Raw genomic sequence first — 21,936 nt, 5'->3', positions numbered from 1 at the left:
ATGACGCTCCCCGATGTGTGGTTCCTGCTCATCGCCCTGTTCTTCACGGGCTACTTCGTCCTCGACGGGTTCGACTTCGGCGTCGGCATGTCGCTGCCCTTCCTGGGCCGCGACGACACCGACCGGCGGGTGCTGATCAACACGATCGGCCCGGTCTGGGATCTCAACGAAACCTGGGTCATCGTCGCGGGCGGCGCGCTCTTCGCGGCCTTCCCCGAGTGGTACGCGACGATCTTCTCCGGGTTCTACCTGCCGATGGTGTTCATCCTGCTGGCGTTGATTTTGCGCGGAGTCTCGTTCGAGTACCGCCATCAGCGGCCGGATCACCAGTGGAAGCGCAACTTCGACATCATGATCTTCGTCGGCAGCGTCGTGCCGGCCTTCCTCTGGGGCGTCGTCTTCGCGAACATCGTGCGAGGCCTCGCGCTCGACCACAACTTCGACTACATCGGCACTTTCTCGGGGTTGTTCAACGCCTACTCGATCGTCGGCGGGCTCGCGACGCTGATGCTGTTCTTCACGCACGGCGTCATCTTCGTGACGCTCAAGACCGACGGCGAGATCCGGGTGCGGGCACGCAGGCTGGCCGTCCGCTCGGGCCTCGTGACGGTCATCGTGGCGGGCGCCTTCCTGATCGCCACGTTCGTCGCCCACGGCAACAGCCTGTCGCTGTTCCTCTCGATCGGCGCCGTGGCGGCCCTGGTCATCTCCTCCGTCGCCAACCTCCGAGGCCGCGAGGGTGTCGCCTTCGCCTTCATGGCTGTCACGATCGCGTTCACGGTGGCCACGTTGTTCGGCACGCTCTTCCCCAACACCCTCGTGGCCACCAACGACCCGGCCAACACGATGACGATCGCCAACTCGTCGAGCGGGCACTACACGCTTGCGGTGATGAGCTGGATCGCGCTGATCTTCGTGCCGTTGATCCTCGCCTACCAGGGGTTCACGTACTACATGTTCCGGCGGCGCGTGACGCGCGCCCTGGTGAGTGCGGCGGCGCACTGACATGAGACCGCTCGATCCGCGGCTCGTCCGCTACGCCCGAACGGTGAAGTCGTTCCTCGCCGCCGGGGCGCTGCTGGGCCTCGTCCAGACCGCCCTGACGGTGGCGTTTGCCTTCTTCGTCGCGCAGGCGGTGGTCGTGGTCGTCGACCGGCACTCCGACCGGCTCGCACCGTACCTCGTCGGCCTCGCCGTCACGATCCTGCTGCGCAGCGCCGTCGGCTGGGCCCTCGAGGCGGTGGCCTCGCGCACGGCCGTGCGGGTCAAGAGCCAGTTGCGCTCGCGCGTGATCGAGAGCATCGTCTCGCGGGGCCACGCCTGGGTCGCGAAGCGCAACTCGGCCGCTCTGGCCACGCTGGTGGGGCCGGGTCTCGACGCGCTCGACGACTACTTCGCGAAATACCTGCCGCAGCTGATCCTGACAGCCCTGGCGACTCCGATCCTGGTCATCGTGATGTTCTCGCAGGATCTGCTGTCGGGCATCATCGTGGTGTGCTGCATCCCCGTGATCCCCGTCTTCATGGTCCTCATCGGCTGGACGACGCGCTCGGCGCAGGCACGGCAGTGGGATCGCCTGGCCCACCTCGCGTCGTCCTTCCTCGACGCCGTCAACGGCCTCTCGACCCTCAAGGTGTACGGGCGCGAGCGCCGTCAGGTGCGCAGGATCGGCGAGCTCACCGACGACTACCGAGTGCAGACCATGAAGGTGCTGCAGGTGTCCTTCCTCTCCGGCTTCGCGCTCGAGATGGCGGCGTCGCTCTCGGTGGCCATCGTCGCGGTGTTCATCGGCGTGCGACTGGTCTCGGGCAGCCTCGGCCTCGAGACCGGCCTGTTCCTCCTGCTCATGGCCCCGGAGGTCTTCCTGCCCCTCCGCCAGGTCGGGGCGCACTTCCACGCGGCCACCGACGGGGTGGCAGCAGCCGAAGAGGTCTTCGCCGTGCTCGACGAGAGCGCCCCCGCCGACGGGTCGCAGGATTCCACGGGGCCGGCACGCCTCGCCGCTGAGACTCCCAGCCCGGTCACCGGGCACGACGTGCTGCAGCTTCGCGCCGTGGCGATCGACTACGACGGCCTCCCCACCGTCGGCCCTCTCGATTTCGATCTGCCGGTCGGCCAGGTGACGGCCATCACGGGCCCCTCCGGCGTCGGCAAGACCTCGCTGCTCGGCGCCATCCTCGGCACGGTGGCCCTGCGCGGCGACATCGTCTGGCGCGACGCCGGCCGCCCGGTCGACGCCTCGGACGTCGCCTGGTCGGGCCAGCAGCCCGGCCTCCTGTCGGGCAGCATCGCCTCGAACGTCGCCCTCGGCGACGAGGTCGACGTGCCGGCGGTGCTCGACGCGCTGGCCACGGCCGGTGCGTCGAGCATCGACCCGGGCAGCGAGCTCGGGCCCGGGGGGACCGGCCTCTCGGGCGGGCAGGCCCAGCGGGTCGCACTCGCGCGGGCCCTCTATCGTCTGCGCCGCCCCGGCGTGCGGCTCCTCCTCGTCGACGAGCCCACCTCGGCCCTCGACCTCGAGTCGGAGCAGGTTCTCGTCGACGGGCTGCTGCGCGTGGCCGCGGGCGGGGTAGCCGTCGCCGTCGTGACGCACCGGCCGGGAGTGCAGTCGCGGGCCGACCGCACGGTCGTGATCGAGGCGGCGCCGCAGGGTGCTGCCGCAATCGAGGAGGCGGCGGTGATGAGCTCGTGAGCACTGGCATCCTGCAGCCGTCGGCCACGCCCTCGGCCGAAGCCACAGGCACAGGCACAGGCACAGGCACAGCCGCACCCGCCTCGCTGCTGCGAACCGCGCAGCCGCCGCTGAACCGCTCGTACCGCGGCAAGGCCACGGGGGCGCTCAGCGCCCTGAGCGGCATCGCCCTCATGGCAGTCTCGGCCTACCTCATCACTCGCGCCGCCGAGCAGCCCCCCATCCTCTTCCTCTCGATCGCCATCGTCTCGGTGCGCCTCTTCGCGCTCGCCCGGGCTTCCTTCCGCTATCTCGAGCGGCTGACCAGCCACGACGCCGCCTTCCGGCAGCTGGCAGTGGTGCGCACCGAGCTGTACCGGCGCCTCGTCCGCGTCGCGCCGGCCGGCCTCGGTCGCACCTCGCGCGGCGAGCTGCTGACGCGCGTCGTCTCGGACGTCGATGCGCTGCAGGATCTGCCGCTGCGGGTCGTCCAGCCGCTGGTGATCTCAGGACTGTCGGCGCTCTGCGCGTGCATCGGCGTGCTGATCATCTCGGCCGTCGCCGCCCTCGTGCTCGCTATCGCCCTGGCGATCGCCTTCGCGGTGAGCTGCCTCGTCGCGAACTCGCTGGCGCGCACCACCGAGGTGCGCCTGGCCGACCGGCGCGGGGCGCTCGGCGCGGCCGTGCTCGACCTCGTACAGAATCTCGACGTGCTGGTCGCCTTCGACGCCGTCGCCGGCCAGCTCGACCGTGTACGCACTCTGGACGCCGACCTGCGGCGCGCGTCCCTGCGGCAGGCCTCGACCACCGGCCTTGTGGCAGCCGTCATCTCGCTGCTCAGCGGGGCGAGCGTGCTGGGGGTCGTCTGGGCGGTGGCGCCGGCCCTCGGGCCGCTGTCCGGCCCGGCGTTCGCCCTCGTCGCGCTCATCCCGCTGGCCGTCTTCGAGGTCGTCGGCGCCGTGCCGGTTGCGGTCATCGCCTGGCGGCGGGTTCGCGCCAGCGCCGATCGCGTCGACACCGCCGTGCCCGCGACCGTCCCCGCCGAAGTTGTCGTCGACGAGCGCGCCGACGACGCGCCCGCTGCGACGCCCGTCGATCTGCCGGCCGTGGGCGGGCCGGCCCTGCAGCTGCGCGACGTGACGGCGACCTGGCCGGGAGCCTCGCATCCTGGCCTCGGCGGTGTCTCGTTCGACGTGCATGTGGGCGACCGCGTGCTGATCGAGGGGCCGAGCGGTGCCGGCAAATCGACCCTGGCGGCGGTGCTCGTGCGCTTCCTCGAGCACGGCGGCTCGTACGCCGTCGGCGGTGTCTCGACGCGCTCGCTCGACCCCGAGCGGGTGCGGGCGACGGTCGGCCTCGTCGAGCAGAGCCCCTACCTCTTCGACGAGAATGTGCGCCAGAACCTGCTGTTCGCCCGGCCCGAAGCCACCGACGACGAGCTCGTCGAAGTGCTCGACCGGGTCGGGCTCGCGTCGTGGCTGTCGGCACGGGGCGGGCTCGACGCGCGCCTCGGTGAGCGCGGGGCGCTTGTCTCGGGCGGGCAGGCCCAGCGGATCTCGCTCGCCCGGGCCCTGTTGCGCGGCTTCCCGGTGCTGGTGCTCGACGAGCCGGCCGCCGGAGTCGACGCGGCCATTGCCGACAGGCTGCTGCACGACCTCGTCGAGCGGGCGTCCGTCGCCGGCACGACGGTCGTCCTGATCTCGCACGTGCCCGTCGCCCCCGAGCTCATCACTCGTCGCCTGCGTCTCTCCGCCGGTCGGCTCGTGTAGGGGTCGCTGGTGAGTGGCGCATTCCCGCGGGATTCGGTGCCTTCCGCCGCAGAGACGTGCCACTCAGCTGCGGGGCGACGGACAGTAGGGTGAGGGCGTGATGGGTCGGCGGAGGGTGTGGGTCGGCGTCGGGGGAGTCGCCGCCGGCATCCTGGTGGTGAGCGAAGTGCTGACGTGGCGGGCGTCGCGCGACGGCGTGGCGCGGGACGGCGCGAGCGCCGCGCGGGTGGAGGGGCCGACGACAGTGCTGGTGCCGGGCTACCCGTCGCGCGCCGACGGCCGCCCGGGGCTGGTGCAGAAATGGCGCTGCAGGATCGCCGTGCGCTCGGTCGACCGGCGCCCCGCCCGCTTCGTCTTCAGCGGCGCGGCCACGCACGGTGCGGCCCGCTCGGAGGCGGCGGTCATGGCCGACTTCGCCGTCCGGCACCTGGGCGTGTCGGCGCAGAACGTCGTCCTCGACGAGCGCGCCACGAACACCTGGCAGAACGTGCTCTTCTCACGGCCCCTCTTCGCCGCGGCCGGGCCGATCATCGTCGCCTCGAACACCTTCCACGCGCGGCGCACGCGCCGGTACCTGGCGAAGCAGGACCCGTCGCTCGCGCCGCGGCTCACTCGCGGACGCGACTGGCTGCCCGGCGAGTTCATTCTGCTCAAACCCCTGCTCGTCGCCTACGAGTGGGGTCGCACGCTCGAGTCCGCGCGCTCGACGAGCGACGCGAGCGCGAGGCGGTGGCCTCAGCCGACGGCGTGACGCCCGCGTCGCACCGTCGTGTCGAGCTGATCCGTCAGGATGCCCGCGAGATCGCCGAGCAGCTCGGTCTCGTCGTCCGTCCAGTGGCGTGGCACCCCGTCGGTGACGCACAGGGCACCGACGGCCTGGGTGCCGCCGATGATGAGGGGCACGCCGAGATAGGCGCGGATGTCGTCCTCCTGGATGGCCGGGCTCGCGCTGACGAGCGGGTGGCCCAGCGAGTCGTCGATGCGCAGCGGCTCGCGCGACGTGACGGCGAACTGGCAGAAGGAGTGCGTCAGCGGCACTTTCTTCGGAGGCGTGCCCAGGGAGTCGCGACCGGTCTGGCTCGCGACCGTCTGGCCGTCGGCCTCGACGAGGGTGACGACCGAGACCGGCGCCTTCAGCAGCTTCGAGGCGAGCGCGGTGAATCGGTCGAGCGACGGCGCACCCGAGGCGTCCGGGCGGAGGGCCTCGACGACGGCCAGGCGCTCGGGGTCGCCGAGCACGGCCGCGGGTGCCTGCGGCAGCGCGCCGGGGAAGTCGATGTGCTCGAGCACGGCCTTCTGGAGGGCAGCGGCGTCGACCGGCCCCGGGATGACGTCGCGGGCCCCGGCACGATCGGCTGCATCCGCGGCCGGCAGCGTGTCGGCGATGACGATGACGGGCACGTCGGCCGTCGCCGGGCTCGAGAACAGGCGGCCGATCACGGCGAGGCCCGTCGCATCGGTCATCGACGCCCCGAGGACCACGAGATCGGGCACGACGCGTTGGGCGACGCTCAGCGCTTCGAACGACGTCTCGGCGACCGAGAGCTCGTATCCCGCGGGAATGAGGGCGACCATCGCCGCACGGCGCGCGGCCATGTCGCTGTCGACGACGAGAACCTTACCTGGCATGCGACAATCCTATTTCGGGCGACGGCTGGCACCCGGCAGCGGCCTCCGCAGCGCGTCGAGGCGCGACCGCCACGCTCGCAACCGCCCCGGCTGCTCAGCGAGGTCGGGGCCGCCCTCCCAGCGCGTGGCGATGCGGATTCCGTGCAGCGAGTTGAGCGCCCACACCTCGAGGCCCTCCAACTCGCCCGGCATCACCTCGTCGGGCAGGATCTCGACGCCCAGCGCGATCGCGAGGGTCACGAGGGCCTTCTCGGTCACCCCGGGCAGTCGCGGCAGCTCGTCGGCGACGACGCAGAGCGCGTCGCCCCGCCACCACACCAGCGAGGTGTAGTTGCCCTCGACGACGGTGCCGTCGGCCGACAGGATCACGGCCTCGTCGCATCCTGCGCCCCTCGCCTCGGTGCGCAGCTCGTCGAGCCGGGCCAGATCGGGGCCCTTGACGAGAGGAGCCCGTCTCGGGTCGTGGGAGGCCGTCACGAGCTCGATCGAGGTGTGGCGCGGGGAGCGGGCCGAACGGTGAGGCGGAAGACGGCGGCGGCGCCCGCACTCTCGTCGCCTGGCTCGTCGCCCGAATCGTCGAGCAGGGCGAGCTCGAGGCGGGGGAACCACGCGCCGTCGTGAGGCAGTTCGGGGATCGCCGCCGCCCAGAAGGCGGACGCCTCGCCGACGCGGTCGGGTGCGACCTCGGACACGGACGAGACGAACCGTTCGCGATGCAGCTCAAGCGCCAGGACGCGGCCCTCGTCGAGCAGCCACGAGTCGCTCACGCGCACGTCTGCTGCCGTCTGCCCACCGGTCGGGACGAGAACTCCGCTCGCCCATAGAAATCCGGGGTCGACGCTCATACCCTCAACAGTATGCGGACCGCGACCCGAACGACGATGACCCGCTGGATCCCGGCGGAGACCGTCATCGCCCGCCTCGACCAGGGAGGCGACGAGAACGTGGTCTGGCTCGACGCCGGCGCCCAGGCCGACCCCTCTGGCTCCGCGCCGCTCGAAGGACACCCCCGTCGCTCCCTGATCGGCTGGGGGAGTCGTGTCGTGCGCGCCTCCGTCCACGAACCCGGCAGCGTCGACGACGCCTGGCGCACCGTCTCGGCTTCGCTCTCACAGAAGCGACAGGATGCCGACCCGCTCGGCTGGTGGGGCTGGATCGGCTACGGCGTCGCAGCGTACCTGCTCGCGCCCGGCGATGCGGGCTGGGCCGACGCGCTCGGCGACCCGTCGCATCCTGACCTGGCCCTCCTGGAGGTCGACCGGGCCCTCGTCTTCGACCACGACGCGGGCACCGTCGAACTCGTTCTGATGGGAGAGGAGAACGCAGGCTGGGCCGACGGGCTCACCGGCTGGTGGGCGACGGCTGACGACCGCCCGCTGCCCGAACCGGGCCCCGCGCCTCGCTCCCGAGCGGAGTGGGCAGACACCGGGCACGGCTATCTCGATCTGATCGCGCGCTGCCAGTCGGCGATCCGCGACGGCGACGCCTTCGTGATGTGCCTCACCACCTCGGCGCGCGTGCACGGGGTGGCGGAGGACGACCTCACGATCTATCGACGCCTGCGCCGCTCGTCGCCGGCGCCCCGCGCGAGCTTCCTGCGCCTCGAGGGCGTGTCCTTCCTGAGCTCGACGCCCGAGACGTTCTTGACCGTCGACACCTCCGGGCTCGCCACGAGCATGCCGATCAAGGGCACGCGCCCGCGCGGCGCCGACCGCGTCGACGACGAGGCCCTCATCGACGACCTCGCCGCGAGCCCCAAGGAGCACGCCGAGAACCTGATGATCGTCGACCTCATGCGGAACGACCTCAGCCGGGTGGCGGTGCCGGGCAGCGTGGAGGTGACCGAGCTGTTCGGCGTGCACACCTACGAGCACGTGCACCAGCTCGTCTCGACCGTGCGCGCGCAGCTGCCGCCAGAGGTGACGGCGGTCGACGTGGTGCGATCGACGTTCCCGCCCGGGTCGATGACGGGTGCGCCCAAGCACAGCGTCGTCTCGATGCTCGCCCGGTGGGAGGCCACGCCCCGCGGCATCTACTCGGGGGCCGTCGGCCGCTTCGGTCTCGACGGCAGTCTCGACCTGTCCGTCGTGATCCGGTCGATCGTGCTCGACCCGGCGACTCGCATCGCGTCCATCGGCGTGGGCGGCGGCATCACCGCGTCGTCGGTGCCGCTCGAAGAGCTCGACGAGATCCGCACCAAGGCCGCCGCTCTGCTCGCGGTGCTCGGCGCGGGTCCCGTCGCAGGCGACCATTCGACTCGACAGAGGTCCGTCTGTAGCTCTCTGGATGTGTCGCTAACCTAGATGTTCGGGTCTGCCCCGTCGACGGTCGACGTCGACGGGCACCGCTCCATCATCCAGACGTGAATTGAGCACAACTGTGGCACCTGACAACTCCTCCGCCGCGCGCGAGACCGGCCTGGTCGACGAGCGCGCCTACGACTTCGCCCGCCTTCAGCAGAAGTGGCAGCAGATCTGGGAGGAGCGCCAGCCTTTCACTGTGTCGGACGCTTCCGACAAGCGCCCGCGCAAGTACGTGATGGACATGTTCTCGTACCCCTCCGGCGACCTGCACATGGGCCACGCTGAGGCGTTCGCCTTCGGCGACATCGTGGCGCGCTACTGGCGCCAGCAGGGCTTCCAGGTGCTGCACCCGGTCGGCTGGGATTCGTTCGGCCTGCCCGCCGAGAACGCCGCCATCAAGCGCGGCACCGACCCGCGCGAGTGGACCTACGCCAACATCGATCAGCAACGCGCCGCCATGAAGGCCTACGGCGTCGCGGTCGACTGGACTCGCGAGATCCACACCTCCGACCCCGAATACTACAAATGGAACCAGTGGCTGTTCCTCAAGATGTACGAGAAAGGCCTGGCCTACCGCAAGGACAGCTGGGTCAACTGGGACCCGGTCGACCAGACCGTCCTCGCCAACGAGCAGGTGTTGGCCGACGGCACCTCCGACCGCTCGGGCGCCGTCGTGGTCAAGAAGAAGCTCACGCAGTGGTACTTCAAGATCACCGACTACGCCGACCGCCTGCTCGACGACCTCAACCAGCTCGAAGGCTCGTGGCCGCCCAAGGTGCTCGCCATGCAGCGCAACTGGATCGGCCGCTCGGTCGGCGCCGACGTCGAGTTCACGGTGGAGGGCCGCTCTGAGCGTGTCACCGTCTTCACCACGCGCCCCGACACGCTCTACGGCGTGACCTTCATGGTCGTCGCGCCCGAATCCGACCTGGCCGCAGAGCTGGTCGCGGGTCAGGACGACCCTCAGATCCGCGCCGTCTTCCAGGACTTCCTCACCGAGGTGCAGAAGTCGAGCGAGATCGAGCGCCAGGTCGCCGACCGCCCCAAGAACGGCGTGTTCCTCGGCCGCTACGCGAAGAACCCGCTGACAGGCGACCGGATCCCGATCTGGGCCGCCGACTACGTGCTCGCCGACTACGGCACCGGCGCTGTCATGGCCGTGCCCGCGCACGACCAGCGCGACCTCGACTTCGCCCGCAAGTACGACCTGCCCGTGCGAGTGGTCGTCGACGTCAACGCCCCCGTCACCGGCGTGATCCCGGCGCTCGAGCTGGACGAGAACGGCGTGGCCATCCTGCCCGACGACCTCGAACCCGTCGATCCTGCCGTCACCGGCGTCGCTCTGAACGGCGAAGGCCGCCTGCTCAACTCGGGCCCGTTCACCGGGCTCAGCAAGTCGAACGCGATCAAGCGCATCACCGAGGCCCTCGACGCCTCGGGCGACGGTCGCGCCGCCAAGACCTATCGCCTGCGAGACTGGCTGATCTCGCGGCAGCGCTTCTGGGGCACGCCCATCCCGATCATCCACGGCGCCGACGGCGTCGAGATCCCGGTGCCCGAAGACCAGCTGCCCGTGCGGCTGCCGTCGACCGAGGGGCTCGACCTCAAGCCGAAGGGGCAGTCGCCGCTCGGCGCCGCCACCTCGTGGGTAGAGGTGCCCGATCCTCGTGACGGCTCGCCGGCTCGCCGCGACCCAGACACGATGGACACTTTCGTCGACTCGTCGTGGTACTACTTGCGCTACCTCAACCCGACCGACGACACGCGCGCCTTCGACCCGGCCGAAGCCGACAAGTGGGCGCCCGTCGACCAGTACGTCGGCGGCGTCGAGCACGCCATCCTGCACCTCCTCTACGCGCGCTTCATCACGAAGGTGCTGTTCGACCTCGGTTATGTGGGCTTCACCGAGCCCTTCAGCGCGCTGCTGAACCAGGGCATGGTGCTGTCGGGCGGCTCGAAGATGTCGAAGTCGAAGGGCGGCGTCAACCTCAGCGACGAGCTCCGCGCGCACGGCGTCGACGCGATCCGCCTGACGATGGCGTTCGCCGGCCCCCCGGAGGACGACATCAACTGGGAGGACGTGTCTCCCGCGGGCGCCGCGAAGTTCCTGGCCCGCGCCTACCGCCTCGCGCTCGACGTCACCTCATCGCCGGATGCCGTGTGGGCCGACGGCGACCAGGCGCTGCGCCGCGTCACGCACCACTTCCTCGCCGAAGCTCCCGGCCTCACCGAGGCGTTCAAGTTCAACGTGGTCGTCGCACGCCTGATGGAGCTCGTCAACGCCGTCCGCAAGGCGATCGACTCGGGCGCCGGCCCCGCCGACCCCGCCGTGCGCGAGGCCACCGAGACCGTGGCGCTGGCGCTGTCGCTCTTCTCGCCGTACACGGCCTCCGAGATGTGGGAGCTGCTCGGCTACGACTCCGACGTGTCGTCGTTCGGCTGGCGGAAGGCCGACCCGACGCTGCTTGTCGAGACCAGTGTGACCGCCGTGATCCAGGTCAACGGCAAGGTGCGCGATCGCCTCGAGGTGTCGCCGAAGATCTCGTCGGACGAGCTCGAGACACTGGCACGGGCGTCGGCCGCGGTCGCGCGCGCAGTCGGCGACAAGGAGATCGTCAACGTGATCGTGCGGGCTCCGCGAGTGGTGAACATCGCCGTGAAGTAGGCGGGATCGGTCGGTTCTCGGGATCGTCCTCTCCTCCACAATCGGCTCGGGTCGCCCTGTCTCCACAGGGGGGCCTTCTCCGTCCGACGCCGGGCCTCACCGATCGCTACGGTCTCGGCATGCAGCAGCTCAGCCCTCGCCCTCCCGCCTCGTCCCACGACCTCGAGCCGACCCTCGTGCAACCGCCGCGCGATTTCCGTGAGCCGGGCTCGGCGCCCCGATGGCGCCTCGGCGTGGGGGCCGTGGTCGTCGCCGTCATCGTCCTGCTCGGGGTCGGCGTGGTCTTCTCGGCCGTGTCGAGCGCCGGCGCCGAGGCTGCCGATCCGGTGGGCGCCCGGGCGAACGCTCCGGGCGCGTCCTCCTCGGTCGGCGCGGAGCCTTCCCGGTCGTCGACGGCGCCGTCCCCAGCCGGAACGGTCTTCGTGCACATCCTGGGGCAGATCGCTCGCCCCGGGCTCTACGAGGTGGCGCCGGACGCTCGTGCCATCGACGTCGTCACGGCGGCGGGCGGCTTCACCGCGGCCGCCGACCAGGCCGCGCTCAATCTCGCGCGCCCAGTGGTCGACGGCGAGCAGATCGTCGTGCCGAAGCCGGGGGAGGCCCCGGCGCCGACAGCTGCACCGATCGCGGGCGCAGGCGACCCTGCCGGGGCCGATGCTCCCGTCGACCTCAACACGGCCGACGCGACGGCTCTCCAAGCGCTCCCCGGCGTCGGGCCGGCGACAGCGCAGGCCATCCTCGACTGGCGCGCCGAGCACTCCCGCTTCGAGTCGGTCGACGACCTGCTCGACGTCACCGGCATCGGCGACAAGAAGCTCGAGCGGCTCCGCGACTCCGTCACCGTCCGCTGACAGGGCCGAGCGTGATCGACCTCCGGCTCGCCATCCCGGCGGCGGCGGCCTGGGTGACCCTCGTCCTGTCGCTCCCGGTGCCCGAGGCCGTCCCGGTCATCGCAACGGCCTCCGGATCGGGAGGGCTCGCTCTCGTGGGCACAGCCCTCCTCGGTCAGCGGCGACGGTGGCGCCGCCGGCTCGTCTCCGCTCTCTCCGTCGCTGCCCTCGCACTGGTGGCCGCGTCGGCGGTCACCGTCGTGGCCACCCTCACGGCCCCGCACCGCACCCCGGGGCTGCTCGAGCACCGCGCCACGGCGAGTGTCGTGGGGACGGTGACGGCGGCGCCCGATCGAGGCGCGGGGCTGCTTCGCATCCTGGTGACCCAGGTGACTGCTCGGGGCGGGACCACTGAGGTGCGGATGCCCGTGCTCGTGACCGGGCTCGACGCGCAGCCCGTCGGGCAGGCCTCCGAGCTGCCCCGCATTCACGATCGGGTTCGGGTCGACGGGGCGCTCTCGGCGGCCGATGCCGGCGGTGACCTCGCAGCGTTCATGACAGCCTCGGGGCCCGTGGCGATCGAGTCGCGAGCCGGAGGGCTCGACGGCGCGGCGGCGACCCTTCGGGCAGCGTTCGTGCGCGTCGCGAGCACGCTGCCCGGAGACGGTGCCGCACTCCTGCCGGGATTGAGCGTGGGCGACACCTCGGCCGTCGGCGGCACCCTGGACGGCGAGATGACGTCGGCCGGCCTCAGCCACCTCACCGCCGTCTCGGGCGCCAACTGCGCCGTCGTCGTCGCTGCCGTGCTGGTCGTCGGCGCGCTCCTCCGTATTCCGCGCCTACCTCGCCTGGGTGCCGCCGGCGCTTTGCTCATCGGGTTCGTCGTGCTGGTCACACCCGAGCCCAGCGTGCTTCGTGCATCCGTCATGGCCTTCGTCGCCCTGGTGCTCGCGGCTCTCGGCCGGCCCGTTCGCGCCCTGCCGCTCGTCTCGCTCGCCGTCGTCGCGATGTTGCTGTTCGACCCCTGGCTCGCCCGCTCGTTCGCCTTCGCGCTCTCGTGCTCGCAACGACCGGCCTCGTCGTCCTCGCTGGTCCGCTCGCAACGCTCCTCACCCGCGTGATGCCCGAGGGGCTTGCGCTGGCGTTGGCGGTGCCGCTGTCGGCGCAGCTCGCCTGTCAGCCGCTGCTGCTCCTCCTCGACCCGGGCGTGCCCGTCGTCGGCGTCGTCGCCAACCTGCTGGCCGAGCCGGCCGCGCCCGTGGCCACCGTGCTCGGGCTCGTCGCGTGCCTCCTTTCGGTGGTGTGTCCACCCGCCGCCACCGCCGTCGCCGCGTTGGCCTGGCTCCCCGCCACCTGGATCGCCGCCGTCGCCCGCTTCACGTCACGCCTGCCGTCGGGCCGGATCGACTGGGGTGCCAACGCTCCGGCGATTCTCCTGGCGGCCCTGTTGACGGTACTCGTCGGCGCAGTCGTGCTGACCATCCCGTACCGCCGCAGCCGACGGGTAGCCGTTGCGGGTCTTCTCGTCGTCGCCCTGCCGTTGACGTCGGTCATCGCCGGGCGCGAGGTGGGCAGCCGACTCTCCTTCCCGGCCGAGTGGCGGATGGCCCAGTGCGACGTGGGGCAGGGCGACGCCGTCCTGCTGCGGTCCGAGGGCCAGACGGCCCTGGTCGACACCGGCGACGACGAGAGCCTCCTCGACCGATGCCTGCAGCTCACCGGCGTCGATCGTCTCGACGTGGTCGTGCTCACTCACTTCGACAAGGATCACGTGGGCGCGGCTCCGCTGCTCCGCGGCCGGGTCGACAGACTGGTGGTGGGCCCGACCGACGGGGCAGCCGACGAGAGACTCGTCCGCGAGCTGGGGGCCCGGCACGTGGTGCGCGCCGAGCCGGGGCTGAGGGTGCCGCTCGGCGAGCTCGCTCTGGACGCGCTGTGGCCACCCGAGGGGGCGCGGCCCGGCAACGAGGCGAGCGTGGTGCTGAGGGTCGGCCCCGCGGCATCCTGCGCCCGGTGCTTGACGGCGCTCATGCTCGGCGATCTCGGCGAGACCGAGCAGCGGCGGCTGCAGGGTCGCACCGACCTCGGGCCGGTCGACGTCGTCAAGGTCTCGCACCACGGGTCGCGCGACCAGAGCCCGGCGCTCTACGAGGCCGTGCGCGCTCGAGTGGCGCTGATCGGTGTGGGGGCGGGCAACCCCTACGGGCACCCGACAGAGCAGACGATCCGTCTGCTCGAGCGAACGGGGTCTCGCGTGTTGCGGTCGGACCGCGACGGGACAGTGGCGCTCTCGACCGAACCGGGCGAGGGGGAGTCGCGGATCGACGTGTGGCAGTCGGGGGCGCGCGCGAGCGCTGCGGGGCGGGCATCGGTGTCGGCAGCTGCCTCTAGGCTTGCTCCGGGGCGGCCGTGTGCGCGGTCGCCGGAGGAGGATCATGGCTGCCAGGGCATCCAGTCGCGGCCCCGCGACCAAGGCACGGGTGGCCATCGACCAGGTCTCGTGGGATCGCATCCGGCCGGCGCAGGTCATCCTCGTCTCGGGCCCCGAGCAGTTCCTGGCCGACCGCGCCGTCCGTCAGCTGCGCGACCAGCTCACCGCCGAAGACCCCAGCCTCGAGGTCAACGATCTCGAGGCCGACCACTACGCCCCGGGCGAGCTGATCACGCTCGCAAGCCCGTCGCTCTTCGCCGAGCCGCGTCTGATCCGGGTGACGAACGTCGAGAAGTGTACCGACGCCTTCCTCACCGAGACGCTCGACTACCTCGCGGCCCCCGCCGAGGACACTTACCTCGTGCTGCGGCACGGCGGCGGCGTGCGCGGCAAGAAGCTACTCGACGCGCTGCGTGCCGGCCTCGGCTCGGGCATCGAGGTGGTCTGCGCCGAGCTCAAGAAGGACACCGAGAAGCTCGAGTTCGCCGCCGCCGAATTCGCAGCCGAGGGGCGACGCGTCAGCGCCGGCGCACTCCGGGCCCTCGTGCAGGCGTTCCAAGACGACCTCGCCGAGCTCGCGAGCGCCTGCCAGCAGCTGCTCGCCGACGCCGCCACCGAGATCACCGAGGCGACCGTCGAGAAGTACTACTCGGGGCGCGTCGAGACGAATGCCTTCAAGGTCGCCGACGCCGCCATCGCCGGGCGCCAGGGCGAGGCCCTCATCCTGCTGCGCCACGCCCTCGCCTCCGGGGCCGACCCCGTGCCGATCGTGGCGGCGTTCGCCAGCAAGGTGCGCACCATGGCCAAGGTCAGCGGCGCGCGCGGCTCGGCCGGCCAGCTCGCGTCGCAGCTGGGGCTCGCCCCGTGGCAGATCGACCGCGCCAAGCGCGACCTGCAGGGCTGGACGGACGAGGGGCTCGGCAACACGATCGATCTGCTCGCCACGACCGATGCGGCGGTGAAGGGTGCCGAGCGCGACCCCGTCTACGCGCTCGAGCGCGTCGTCACGCTCATCAGCCAGCGGGGCCGCCCGCTCTGACGCCGCGCTGGCCCCGTCCGGCCCCGCGCTTTCCGCGCCAGCCTTACCTTTTCGGCGCGTCCTGATCGTCTCGGGGGTCAGTACAGGCCGAAAAGGTAAGGGCGGGCGCGGCCGAGAACGGCGAAGGCCCCGCCTCCCTGGGGGAGCGGGGCCTTCGAGCGAAACGAAGCGAAACGCCCAGAGGGCGCCGGCCTACGGGTACTGACCTAGAGAGCGCTGACCTGCTTGGCGATCGACGACTTGCGGTTGGCGGCCTGGTTCTGGTGGATGACACCCTTGCTGACGGCCTTGTCGAGCTTCTTCGACGCGACGAGCAGAGCGCTGGTCGCGGCAGCCTTGTCACCGGCCGTGATGGCGGTGTGCGTGCGACGGATGGCCGTCTTGAGCTCGCTCTTGACAGCCTTGTTGCGCTCGGTCGCCTTCTTGTTGGTGCCGATGCGCTTGATCTGCGACTTGATGTTTGCCACTGTGGTGAGCCCTTTTCGTGAGTAGTTGTGATGATCGCAGCCGAACAGGTCTTTAGAGGGAAGACCCGGTCGCTAGAGCGAACGATGGCTGCGATTCGCTGCGCAGCGGGGAAGCGGCAGCGGAAGCCAAGGGTCCACACTACCAGGAGCCCCGCAGAGACTCAATCGACGGGCGCGGGCGAGTCGCGGCCCCTCTGTCAAGCGCCGGCGAGTCGCGGCCTCTAGTTAAGATCGTCACATGCCTCAGCTCGCCCCGCACATCCCTTCCGTGCCGGGCAGCGGCATCCGCCGCGTGTTCGAGATCGCGATGAAGCTCGACGATGTCGCGATGCTCGTGGTGGGGGAGCCTGACGTGCCCGTCGCTCACCACGTCATCGACGCCGCCCGCCGCGCGTGGGCCGACGACAAGACGAATTACACACCGAACGGCGGCATCACGCCGCTGCGCGAGGCGCTGGTCGCCAAGCTCGCCCGCGAGAACGACGTGCTCGTCGACCTCGAGCAGGTCTGGGTCACGATCGGCGCGACACAGGCCCTGCACCAGTGCATGGGGTTGCTCCTGGCCGCAGGAGACGACGTGCTGGTGCCCGATCCCGGCTACACGACCTTCACGATGAACGCCCGCATGCTCGACGCGAACCCGGTGCCGTACTCGCTGAAGCCCAGCCACGACTTCTTGCCCGACTTCGACGAGCTCGCCGGCCTCGTCACGGACAAGACCCGCGCCATCATCGTCAACTCGCCGTCGAACCCGCTCGGCCGGGTCTTCGACGAGACGGTGCTGCGACGCCTGCTCTCGTTCGCGAAACAGCACGACCTCTGGGTGATCAGCGACGAGGTCTACGAGTACTTCACCTACGACGAGAAGCACGTGAGCCTCGCCTCCCTGGACGACGACGACCGCGTCTTCAGCGTCTTCTCACTGAGCAAGACCTACGCGATGACGGGCGTCCGCGTCGGCTACCTCGTGACGCCGAAGGGCATGGCCGAGACGATGCGCACGGTGCAGGAGGCGCAGATCAGCTGCGTCGCCGAGCCCGACCAGTTCGCGGCCCTCGCGGCGGTCACGGGCGACAACCAGCCGGTGGCGGATGCGCGCGAGCACTACGCGTCGAACCTCCGGCTGGCACGCGAGCTGCTCGAGGCACGGGGGATCGACTACCTCGACCCGCGGGGTGCCTTCTATCTCTGGATCGACGTGAGTCACGCGGCGAACGGCGACGTCGCCTCCTGGGCCGAGGATTTCCTCCTCGAGAAGCGGGTGGCCGTCGCGCCGGGCAGCGCCTTCGGCCGCACCGGCGAGGGCTGGATCAGGATCTGCCTCGCGGCGTCTCCCGAGACGCTGACCCGCGGAATCTCCGCCCTGCCTTCTCCACAGGCGGTTCCTGCCGCGTAGTGGGCATGGGAGAATTGCCAGAACCGCCCGCCGACCCCCGAAAGACTTCGTGAGCCCCAAAGCCGCCACCGCCCTCGAGCCGGCCTCGACCGCGCCCGAGCGCATCCGCAACTTCTGCATCATCGCGCACATCGACCACGGCAAGTCGACGCTCGCCGACAGGATGCTCGGCATCACCGGCATCGTCGAAGACCGCGCCATGCGCGCGCAGTACCTCGACCGGATGGACATCGAGCGCGAGCGCGGCATCACGATCAAGAGCCAGGCCGTGCGCATGCCGTGGGAGGTCGATGGGCAGACGTACGCGCTCAACATGATCGACACCCCCGGCCACGTCGACTTCAGCTACGAGGTCTCCCGCTCGCTGGCCGCCTGCGAGGGGGCAATCCTGCTCGTCGACGCCGCGCAGGGCATCGAGGCCCAGACCCTCGCCAACCTCTATCTAGCCCTCGAGAACGACCTCGAGATCATTCCGGTGCTGAACAAGATCGACCTGCCCGCGGCCGACCCCGACAAATACGCGGCCGAGCTGGCCCAGCTGATCGGCGGCAGGCCCGAGGACGTCCTGCGCGTCAGCGGCAAGACCGGCGTCGGTGTTCAAGAGCTGCTCGACGTCGTCGTCAACCGCATCCCCGCGCCGAAGGGGGTCAAAGACGCTCCGGCTCGCGCCATGATCTTCGACTCGGTCTATGACAGCTATCGCGGCGTGATCACCTACGTGCGCATGATCGACGGCACCCTCGCGCCGCGCGAGAAGATCCAGATGATGTCGACGAAGGCCATCCACGACATCCTCGAGATCGGCGTCTCGTCTCCTGAGCCGACCGTGTCGAAGGGGCTCGGCGTCGGCGAGGTCGGCTACCTCATCACGGGCGTGAAAGACGTGCGACAGTCGAAGGTCGGCGACACCGTCACGAGCGCGGCGAAGCCCGCGACCGACGCCCTGCCGGGCTACACCGAGCCGCTGCCCATGGTCTTCTCGGGTCTCTACCCGATCGACGGCAGCGACTACCCGATCCTCCGCGAGGCCCTCGACAAGCTCAAGCTGTCCGACGCCGCGCTGGTCTACGAACCCGAGACATCGGTCGCGCTCGGCTTCGGCTTCCGCTGCGGGTTCCTCGGCCTCCTGCACCTCGAGATCATCACCGAGCGCCTCGAACGCGAGTTCAACCTCGACCTCATCACGACGGCGCCCAGCGTCATCTACGAGGTCACCACCGAAGACAAGAAGACCGTCACGGTCACCAACCCGTCCGAGTTCCCCGACGGCAAGATCACCTCGGTGGCCGAGCCCATGGTCAAGGCCGCGATCCTGGCGCCGAAAGACTACGTCGGCGTCATCATGGAGCTGTGCCAGGGCCGCCGCGGCACCCTCCTCGGCATGGAGTACCTCGGCGAGGACCGCGTCGAGTTGCGTTACAACATGCCGCTCGGCGAGATCGTGTTCGACTTCTTCGACCAGCTGAAGAGCAAGACGCAGGGCTACGCCTCGCTCGATTACGAACCGAGCGGCGAGCAGGATGCCGACCTGGTCAAGGTCGACATTCTCCTGCAGGGCGAGCAGGTCGACGCGTTCTCGACGATCGTGCACCGCGACAAGGCCTACGCGTACGGCGTGCTGATGACCGGTCGCCTCCGCGAGCTCATTCCGCGCCAGCAGTTCGAGGTGCCGATCCAGGCCGCCATCGGGGCCAGGATCATCGCCCGCGAGTCGATCCGTGCGATGCGCAAAGACGTGCTCGCCAAATGCTACGGCGGCGACATCACGCGCAAGCGCAAGCTGCTCGAAAAGCAGAAGGAAGGCAAGAAGCGCATGAAGACCATCGGTCGCGTCGACGTGCCCCAGGAGGCGTTCATCGCCGCGCTCTCAGGCGACACCGAGGCGGCGAAGAAGGCCAAGTAGCTCGGCTAGGTTTACAGGCCGGGGTACAAAACGAGCGGCGAGCCGTGCCTGGGAGCAAGCTGAGCACATGGTTCCTCTTCTCATCATCGTCCTCATCGTCGGCATCATCCTGTTCGGCATCAGCTTCATCGGCGCCGCACTGCACTTCCTGCTGTGGATCGGCTTAATCATCGTGGTCATCGCCATCATCGGCTGGATCGTCCGCGCCGTCCGAAGCCGCGTCTAGCACTCCAACCACCTCCGTCCTCCATCGAGTGGGCGAGAATGCATGTCCATCTCTCCGAGATGGTGCGTTCTCGCCCACTCGGCGTTTAAGCATCCGGGGCTCGTCCAGTCTCGCGGCACCGCGCCGCCGACCTGCGCACGAGGCGCGGCTAGAATCGACGGATGCGCCGACAGACCCACACTGATACCCAGACCACCTACGGGCAGGTCGGAGCGACGCAGGCCCCCGACCTCCTGCAGTACCCGCCGCAGGGCTTCCGCCCCGTCGAGTACCGCACCCGCATCGGCCACGGCGACGCCCGTTTCGAGGCGGCCTGGTCGGCCATCATGACCTGGAAGGTGCAAGAGCGCAGCGGCATCGACGTGCGCGTCGACGAGGTGCCGACGCTCGACGAGGGCGCCTACACGCCCGTCACCTTCGACGACGAGGGCAACCCGCTGGATCCTGCCGACTACGCCGCCCCCGACGGCGAATCGCATTTCTCGCCCGAGGGCGAGCCGTTCCTCACGGCCGGCACGACGGCGACGCTGCAGATGAAGGCCTACGGCCGCCACGTCGAGGCGCCCGTGCGCGTGGTCTACGTGATCGACGAGCCGACGCGCAAGGGCTTCGCCTACGGCACCCTCGAGGGGCACCCCGAGAGCGGCGAAGAGAGTTGGGTGATCGACCAGACCGACGACGGCTCGGTGTGGCTGACGGTCCGCGCGTTCTCGAAGCCGGCCTCGTTCAAGTGGAAGCTCGTCGCCCCCCTGCTGCGCGTGCAGCAGAACAAGTACACGCAGCGCTACCTCCGCGTGCTGGTGGGCGACTAAGGCGTGCCCAGCACCCTGCCCCTCGCCGACCCGGCGCCTGCGGACGGCCTCCTGCCCGACAGCGTCCGCGACGGCGTGGACCAGCGCAATTTCGGCGTGTACCTGCACGTGCCGTTCTGCCGCGTCCGCTGCGGCTACTGCGACTTCAACACCTACACGAGCGACGAGCTGCGCGGGGCGAAGCGCAGCGACTACGCCTCGCAGGCGATCGCCGAGGTCGGTCAGGCGGGCAGTATCCTTGCCGCCGCCGCCCTCCCCGAGCGCGAAGTCTCCACCGTGTTCTTCGGCGGAGGCACGCCCACCATGCTCCCGTCGAGCGACCTCGCGAGCATGTTCCACGCTATCCGCGACACGTGGGGCCTGACGGCGGGCGCCGAGGTCACGACCGAGGCCAACCCCGACTCCGTGGACGAGACGTACCTCCGCGAGTTGAAGGCGGCAGGATTCACGCGGGTCAGCTTCGGCATGCAGTCGGCCGTCCCTCACGTTCTCGCCACGCTCGAGCGCACCCACGACCCGGCGCGGATCCCGCTCGTCGTCGCCTGGGCCCGTGACGCCGGGCTCGACGTCAGCCTCGACCTGATCTACGGCACGCCCGGGGAGTCTCTCGACGACTGGGAGCGCTCGCTCGACCAAGCCCTCGAGCAGCAGCCCGACCACCTGTCGGCGTACTCGCTGATCGTCGAAGACGGCACGAAGCTCGCCCGACAGATTCGCCGCGGCGAGGTGGCCCAGCCCGACGACGACACCGCGGCCGACATGTACGAGTTGGCAGATGCACGCCTCACCGCCGCCGGCTACGAGTGGTACGAGGTCAGCAACTGGGCCCGGGGTTCCGCCCATGCGAGCCGACACAACCTCGCTTACTGGCAGGGGCACGACTGGTGGGGCGTGGGCCCGGGCGCACACAGTCACGTCGGCGGAGTGCGCTGGTGGAACGTGAAGCACCCCGCGGCGTATGCCGCGCGAATCGCGGAGGGCGTATCGCCTGCTGCCGGGCGCGAGACGCTCGACTCCGAGACCCGCGAGACCGAGCGGATCCTGCTGGCCGTTCGTGTCCGTGACGAGCTCGCGGTCGCGTCGCTCGACGCGACCGGCCGGGCAGCTGTGGCCGGCCTCATCGCCGACGATCTGATCGACGGGCGCCAGGCGCTGGCCGGGGCGCTGCGCCTCACCCTGCGCGGGCGCCTCCTGGCCGACGCCGTGGTGCGTCGCCTCCTCGGCGACTGACCCCGTCCCGTTTCACCTATAGGTGCGGCCCTGCCGCACAAAAACTTCTATGCGCCAATCGCTCACCCATAGGTAAAACGGGGGGCCGTTCTACCTATAGGTGCGGCCCTGCCACGCAGAAGTTTCTGTGCGGCAAACGCTCAGCCATAGGTAAAACGGAACGGGGATCAGTTCTTGACGAACTCGATCGAGAGCGGGTAGCGGTAGTACTGGCCACGGCGGGCGGCAAGGGCGGCGACGATCGAGAAGATGATCGTGATGACGAAGACGGCGAACGTGACGAAGTTACCGAGGAAGGGCACCGCCAGCAGCACCACACCGAGGAAGTGCCCGATCAGCATGGTGAGCTGGAAGTTCAGGGCGACGCGCGTGTGCTCTTTGATGAACGGGCCGCGGTCGCGCAGCACGAAGTAGCCGACGAGAGGCGCGAGGAAGCCGAAGAAGATACCGCCGACGTGGGTCAGCGTGGCCCAGAGGCGCTCTTGATCAGGGCGGAGTGGCTGCGGGTTGTAGTCACCGGTCATGCGATGAGCCTAGGTGCGCCGAGGTCGCGACACGGTCGAAC

18 protein-coding genes and 1 pseudogene are annotated in these 21,936 nt (G+C 70.2%); 14 read left to right on the top strand and 5 right to left on the bottom strand.

The genetic code is table 11. The features are described from left to right. The 4 genes from cydB to AX769_RS14290 all read left to right on the top strand — a co-directional run bounded on the left by cydB (position 1) and on the right by AX769_RS14290 (position 5,191). Positions 1–1,005 (top strand): cytochrome d ubiquinol oxidase subunit II, encoded by a 1,005-nt coding sequence (cydB, locus tag AX769_RS14305; RefSeq protein ID WP_066280623.1) that lies wholly within the window; start codon positions 1–3, stop codon positions 1,003–1,005. Position 1,006: 1 nt separating this feature from the next. Next, positions 1,007–2,692: a thiol reductant ABC exporter subunit CydD gene (gene cydD / locus AX769_RS14300; protein WP_066280616.1), complete on the top strand. Its 1,686-nt coding sequence runs from the start codon at positions 1,007–1,009 to the stop codon at positions 2,690–2,692. Then, the gene (gene cydC, locus AX769_RS14295; protein WP_239451797.1) at positions 2,689–4,440 is read left to right on the top strand and encodes a thiol reductant ABC exporter subunit CydC; all 1,752 of its coding nucleotides are present in this window, start codon (positions 2,689–2,691) and stop codon (positions 4,438–4,440) included. Before cydD ends, cydC begins: the two co-directional genes overlap by 4 nt. Positions 4,441–4,540: 100 nt before the next feature. Further along, positions 4,541–5,191 (top strand): YdcF family protein, encoded by a 651-nt coding sequence (locus AX769_RS14290; RefSeq protein WP_082763831.1) that lies wholly within the window; start codon positions 4,541–4,543, stop codon positions 5,189–5,191. Here AX769_RS14290 and AX769_RS14285 read toward each other — a convergent pair. From AX769_RS14285 to AX769_RS24075, 3 genes are read right to left on the bottom strand one after another with little or no spacing between them, the layout of a single operon-like run. After that, positions 5,176–6,069: a GAF domain-containing protein gene (locus AX769_RS14285; protein ID WP_066280611.1), complete on the bottom strand. Its 894-nt coding sequence runs from the start codon at positions 6,067–6,069 to the stop codon at positions 5,176–5,178. The genes AX769_RS14290 and AX769_RS14285 overlap by 16 nt on opposite strands. Before the next feature lie 9 nt (positions 6,070–6,078). Then, positions 6,079–6,546 carry an aminotransferase class IV gene (locus AX769_RS14280; RefSeq protein ID WP_066280609.1) on the bottom strand — a complete coding sequence of 156 codons (468 nt, stop codon included), beginning with the start codon at positions 6,544–6,546 and terminating at the stop codon, positions 6,079–6,081. Then, complete coding sequence (locus AX769_RS24075; RefSeq protein ID WP_066280600.1) at positions 6,543–6,914, bottom strand: hypothetical protein; 372 nt, start codon at positions 6,912–6,914, stop codon at positions 6,543–6,545. The genes AX769_RS14280 and AX769_RS24075 overlap by 4 nt, the downstream gene beginning before the upstream one ends. A 12-nt stretch (positions 6,915–6,926) precedes the next feature. Here AX769_RS24075 and AX769_RS14270 point away from each other — a divergent pair, with 12 nt between their 5' ends. The 5 genes and pseudogenes from AX769_RS14270 (at position 6,927) to holA (ending at position 15,337) form a co-directional block, all read left to right on the top strand. After that, positions 6,927–8,372, top strand: coding sequence for an anthranilate synthase component I family protein (locus AX769_RS14270; RefSeq protein WP_066280598.1), 1,446 nt, complete (start codon positions 6,927–6,929; stop codon positions 8,370–8,372). Between the two features lie 76 nt (positions 8,373–8,448). Further along, positions 8,449–11,037 carry a leucine--tRNA ligase gene (leuS, locus tag AX769_RS14265; RefSeq protein ID WP_066280596.1) on the top strand — a complete coding sequence of 863 codons (2,589 nt, stop codon included), beginning with the start codon at positions 8,449–8,451 and terminating at the stop codon, positions 11,035–11,037. Positions 11,038–11,156: 119 nt separating this feature from the next. After that, a complete protein-coding gene (locus tag AX769_RS14260; protein WP_066280594.1) occupies positions 11,157–11,888 on the top strand; it encodes a helix-hairpin-helix domain-containing protein in 732 nt (243 codons plus the stop codon). A gap of 401 nt (positions 11,889–12,289) precedes the next feature. Continuing rightward, positions 12,290–13,611, top strand: a pseudogene (locus AX769_RS26060) (ComEC/Rec2 family competence protein); the annotation flags it as partial. A gap of 691 nt (positions 13,612–14,302) precedes the next feature. Next, entirely contained in the window at positions 14,303–15,337 is a 1,035-nt protein-coding gene (holA, locus tag AX769_RS14240) for a DNA polymerase III subunit delta (protein WP_066280581.1), read from the top strand. Between the two features lie 206 nt (positions 15,338–15,543). On the opposite strand, the gene rpsT is transcribed toward holA, so the two are convergent. Then, positions 15,544–15,804 (bottom strand): 30S ribosomal protein S20, encoded by a 261-nt coding sequence (gene rpsT / locus AX769_RS14235; RefSeq protein ID WP_066280579.1) that lies wholly within the window; start codon positions 15,802–15,804, stop codon positions 15,544–15,546. A 238-nt stretch (positions 15,805–16,042) separates the two neighbouring features. On the opposite strand from rpsT, the gene AX769_RS14230 reads away from it, so the two are divergent. The 5 genes from AX769_RS14230 to hemW all read left to right on the top strand — a co-directional run bounded on the left by AX769_RS14230 (position 16,043) and on the right by hemW (position 21,371). Beyond that, positions 16,043–17,200, top strand: a complete 1,158-nt coding sequence (locus AX769_RS14230) for a pyridoxal phosphate-dependent aminotransferase (RefSeq protein ID WP_066280576.1) — start codon at positions 16,043–16,045, stop codon at positions 17,198–17,200. Positions 17,201–17,249: 49 nt separating this feature from the next. Then, a complete protein-coding gene (gene lepA / locus AX769_RS14225) occupies positions 17,250–19,103 on the top strand; it encodes a translation elongation factor 4 (protein ID WP_066280574.1) in 1,854 nt (617 codons plus the stop codon). A 67-nt stretch (positions 19,104–19,170) separates the two neighbouring features. Then, positions 19,171–19,329, top strand: a complete 159-nt coding sequence (locus AX769_RS24745) for a hypothetical protein (RefSeq protein WP_204249217.1) — start codon at positions 19,171–19,173, stop codon at positions 19,327–19,329. 161 nt (positions 19,330–19,490) lie between these two features. Next, positions 19,491–20,141 carry a DUF1990 family protein gene (locus AX769_RS14220; RefSeq protein WP_066280572.1) on the top strand — a complete coding sequence of 217 codons (651 nt, stop codon included), beginning with the start codon at positions 19,491–19,493 and terminating at the stop codon, positions 20,139–20,141. A 3-nt stretch (positions 20,142–20,144) separates the two neighbouring features. Next, complete coding sequence (hemW, locus tag AX769_RS14215; protein WP_066280570.1) at positions 20,145–21,371, top strand: radical SAM family heme chaperone HemW; 1,227 nt, start codon at positions 20,145–20,147, stop codon at positions 21,369–21,371. Between the two features lie 167 nt (positions 21,372–21,538). Here hemW and AX769_RS14210 read toward each other — a convergent pair whose 3' ends face one another. Further along, entirely contained in the window at positions 21,539–21,895 is a 357-nt protein-coding gene (locus AX769_RS14210; protein ID WP_066280567.1) for a DUF4870 domain-containing protein, read from the bottom strand. Between the last annotated feature and the right edge of the window lie 41 nt (positions 21,896–21,936).

This window comes from Frondihabitans sp. PAMC 28766 (assembly GCF_001577365.1).
Taxonomy (GTDB): domain Bacteria; phylum Actinomycetota; class Actinomycetes; order Actinomycetales; family Microbacteriaceae; genus Frondihabitans.
This window is presented reverse-complemented; position numbering and strand designations above follow the sequence as displayed.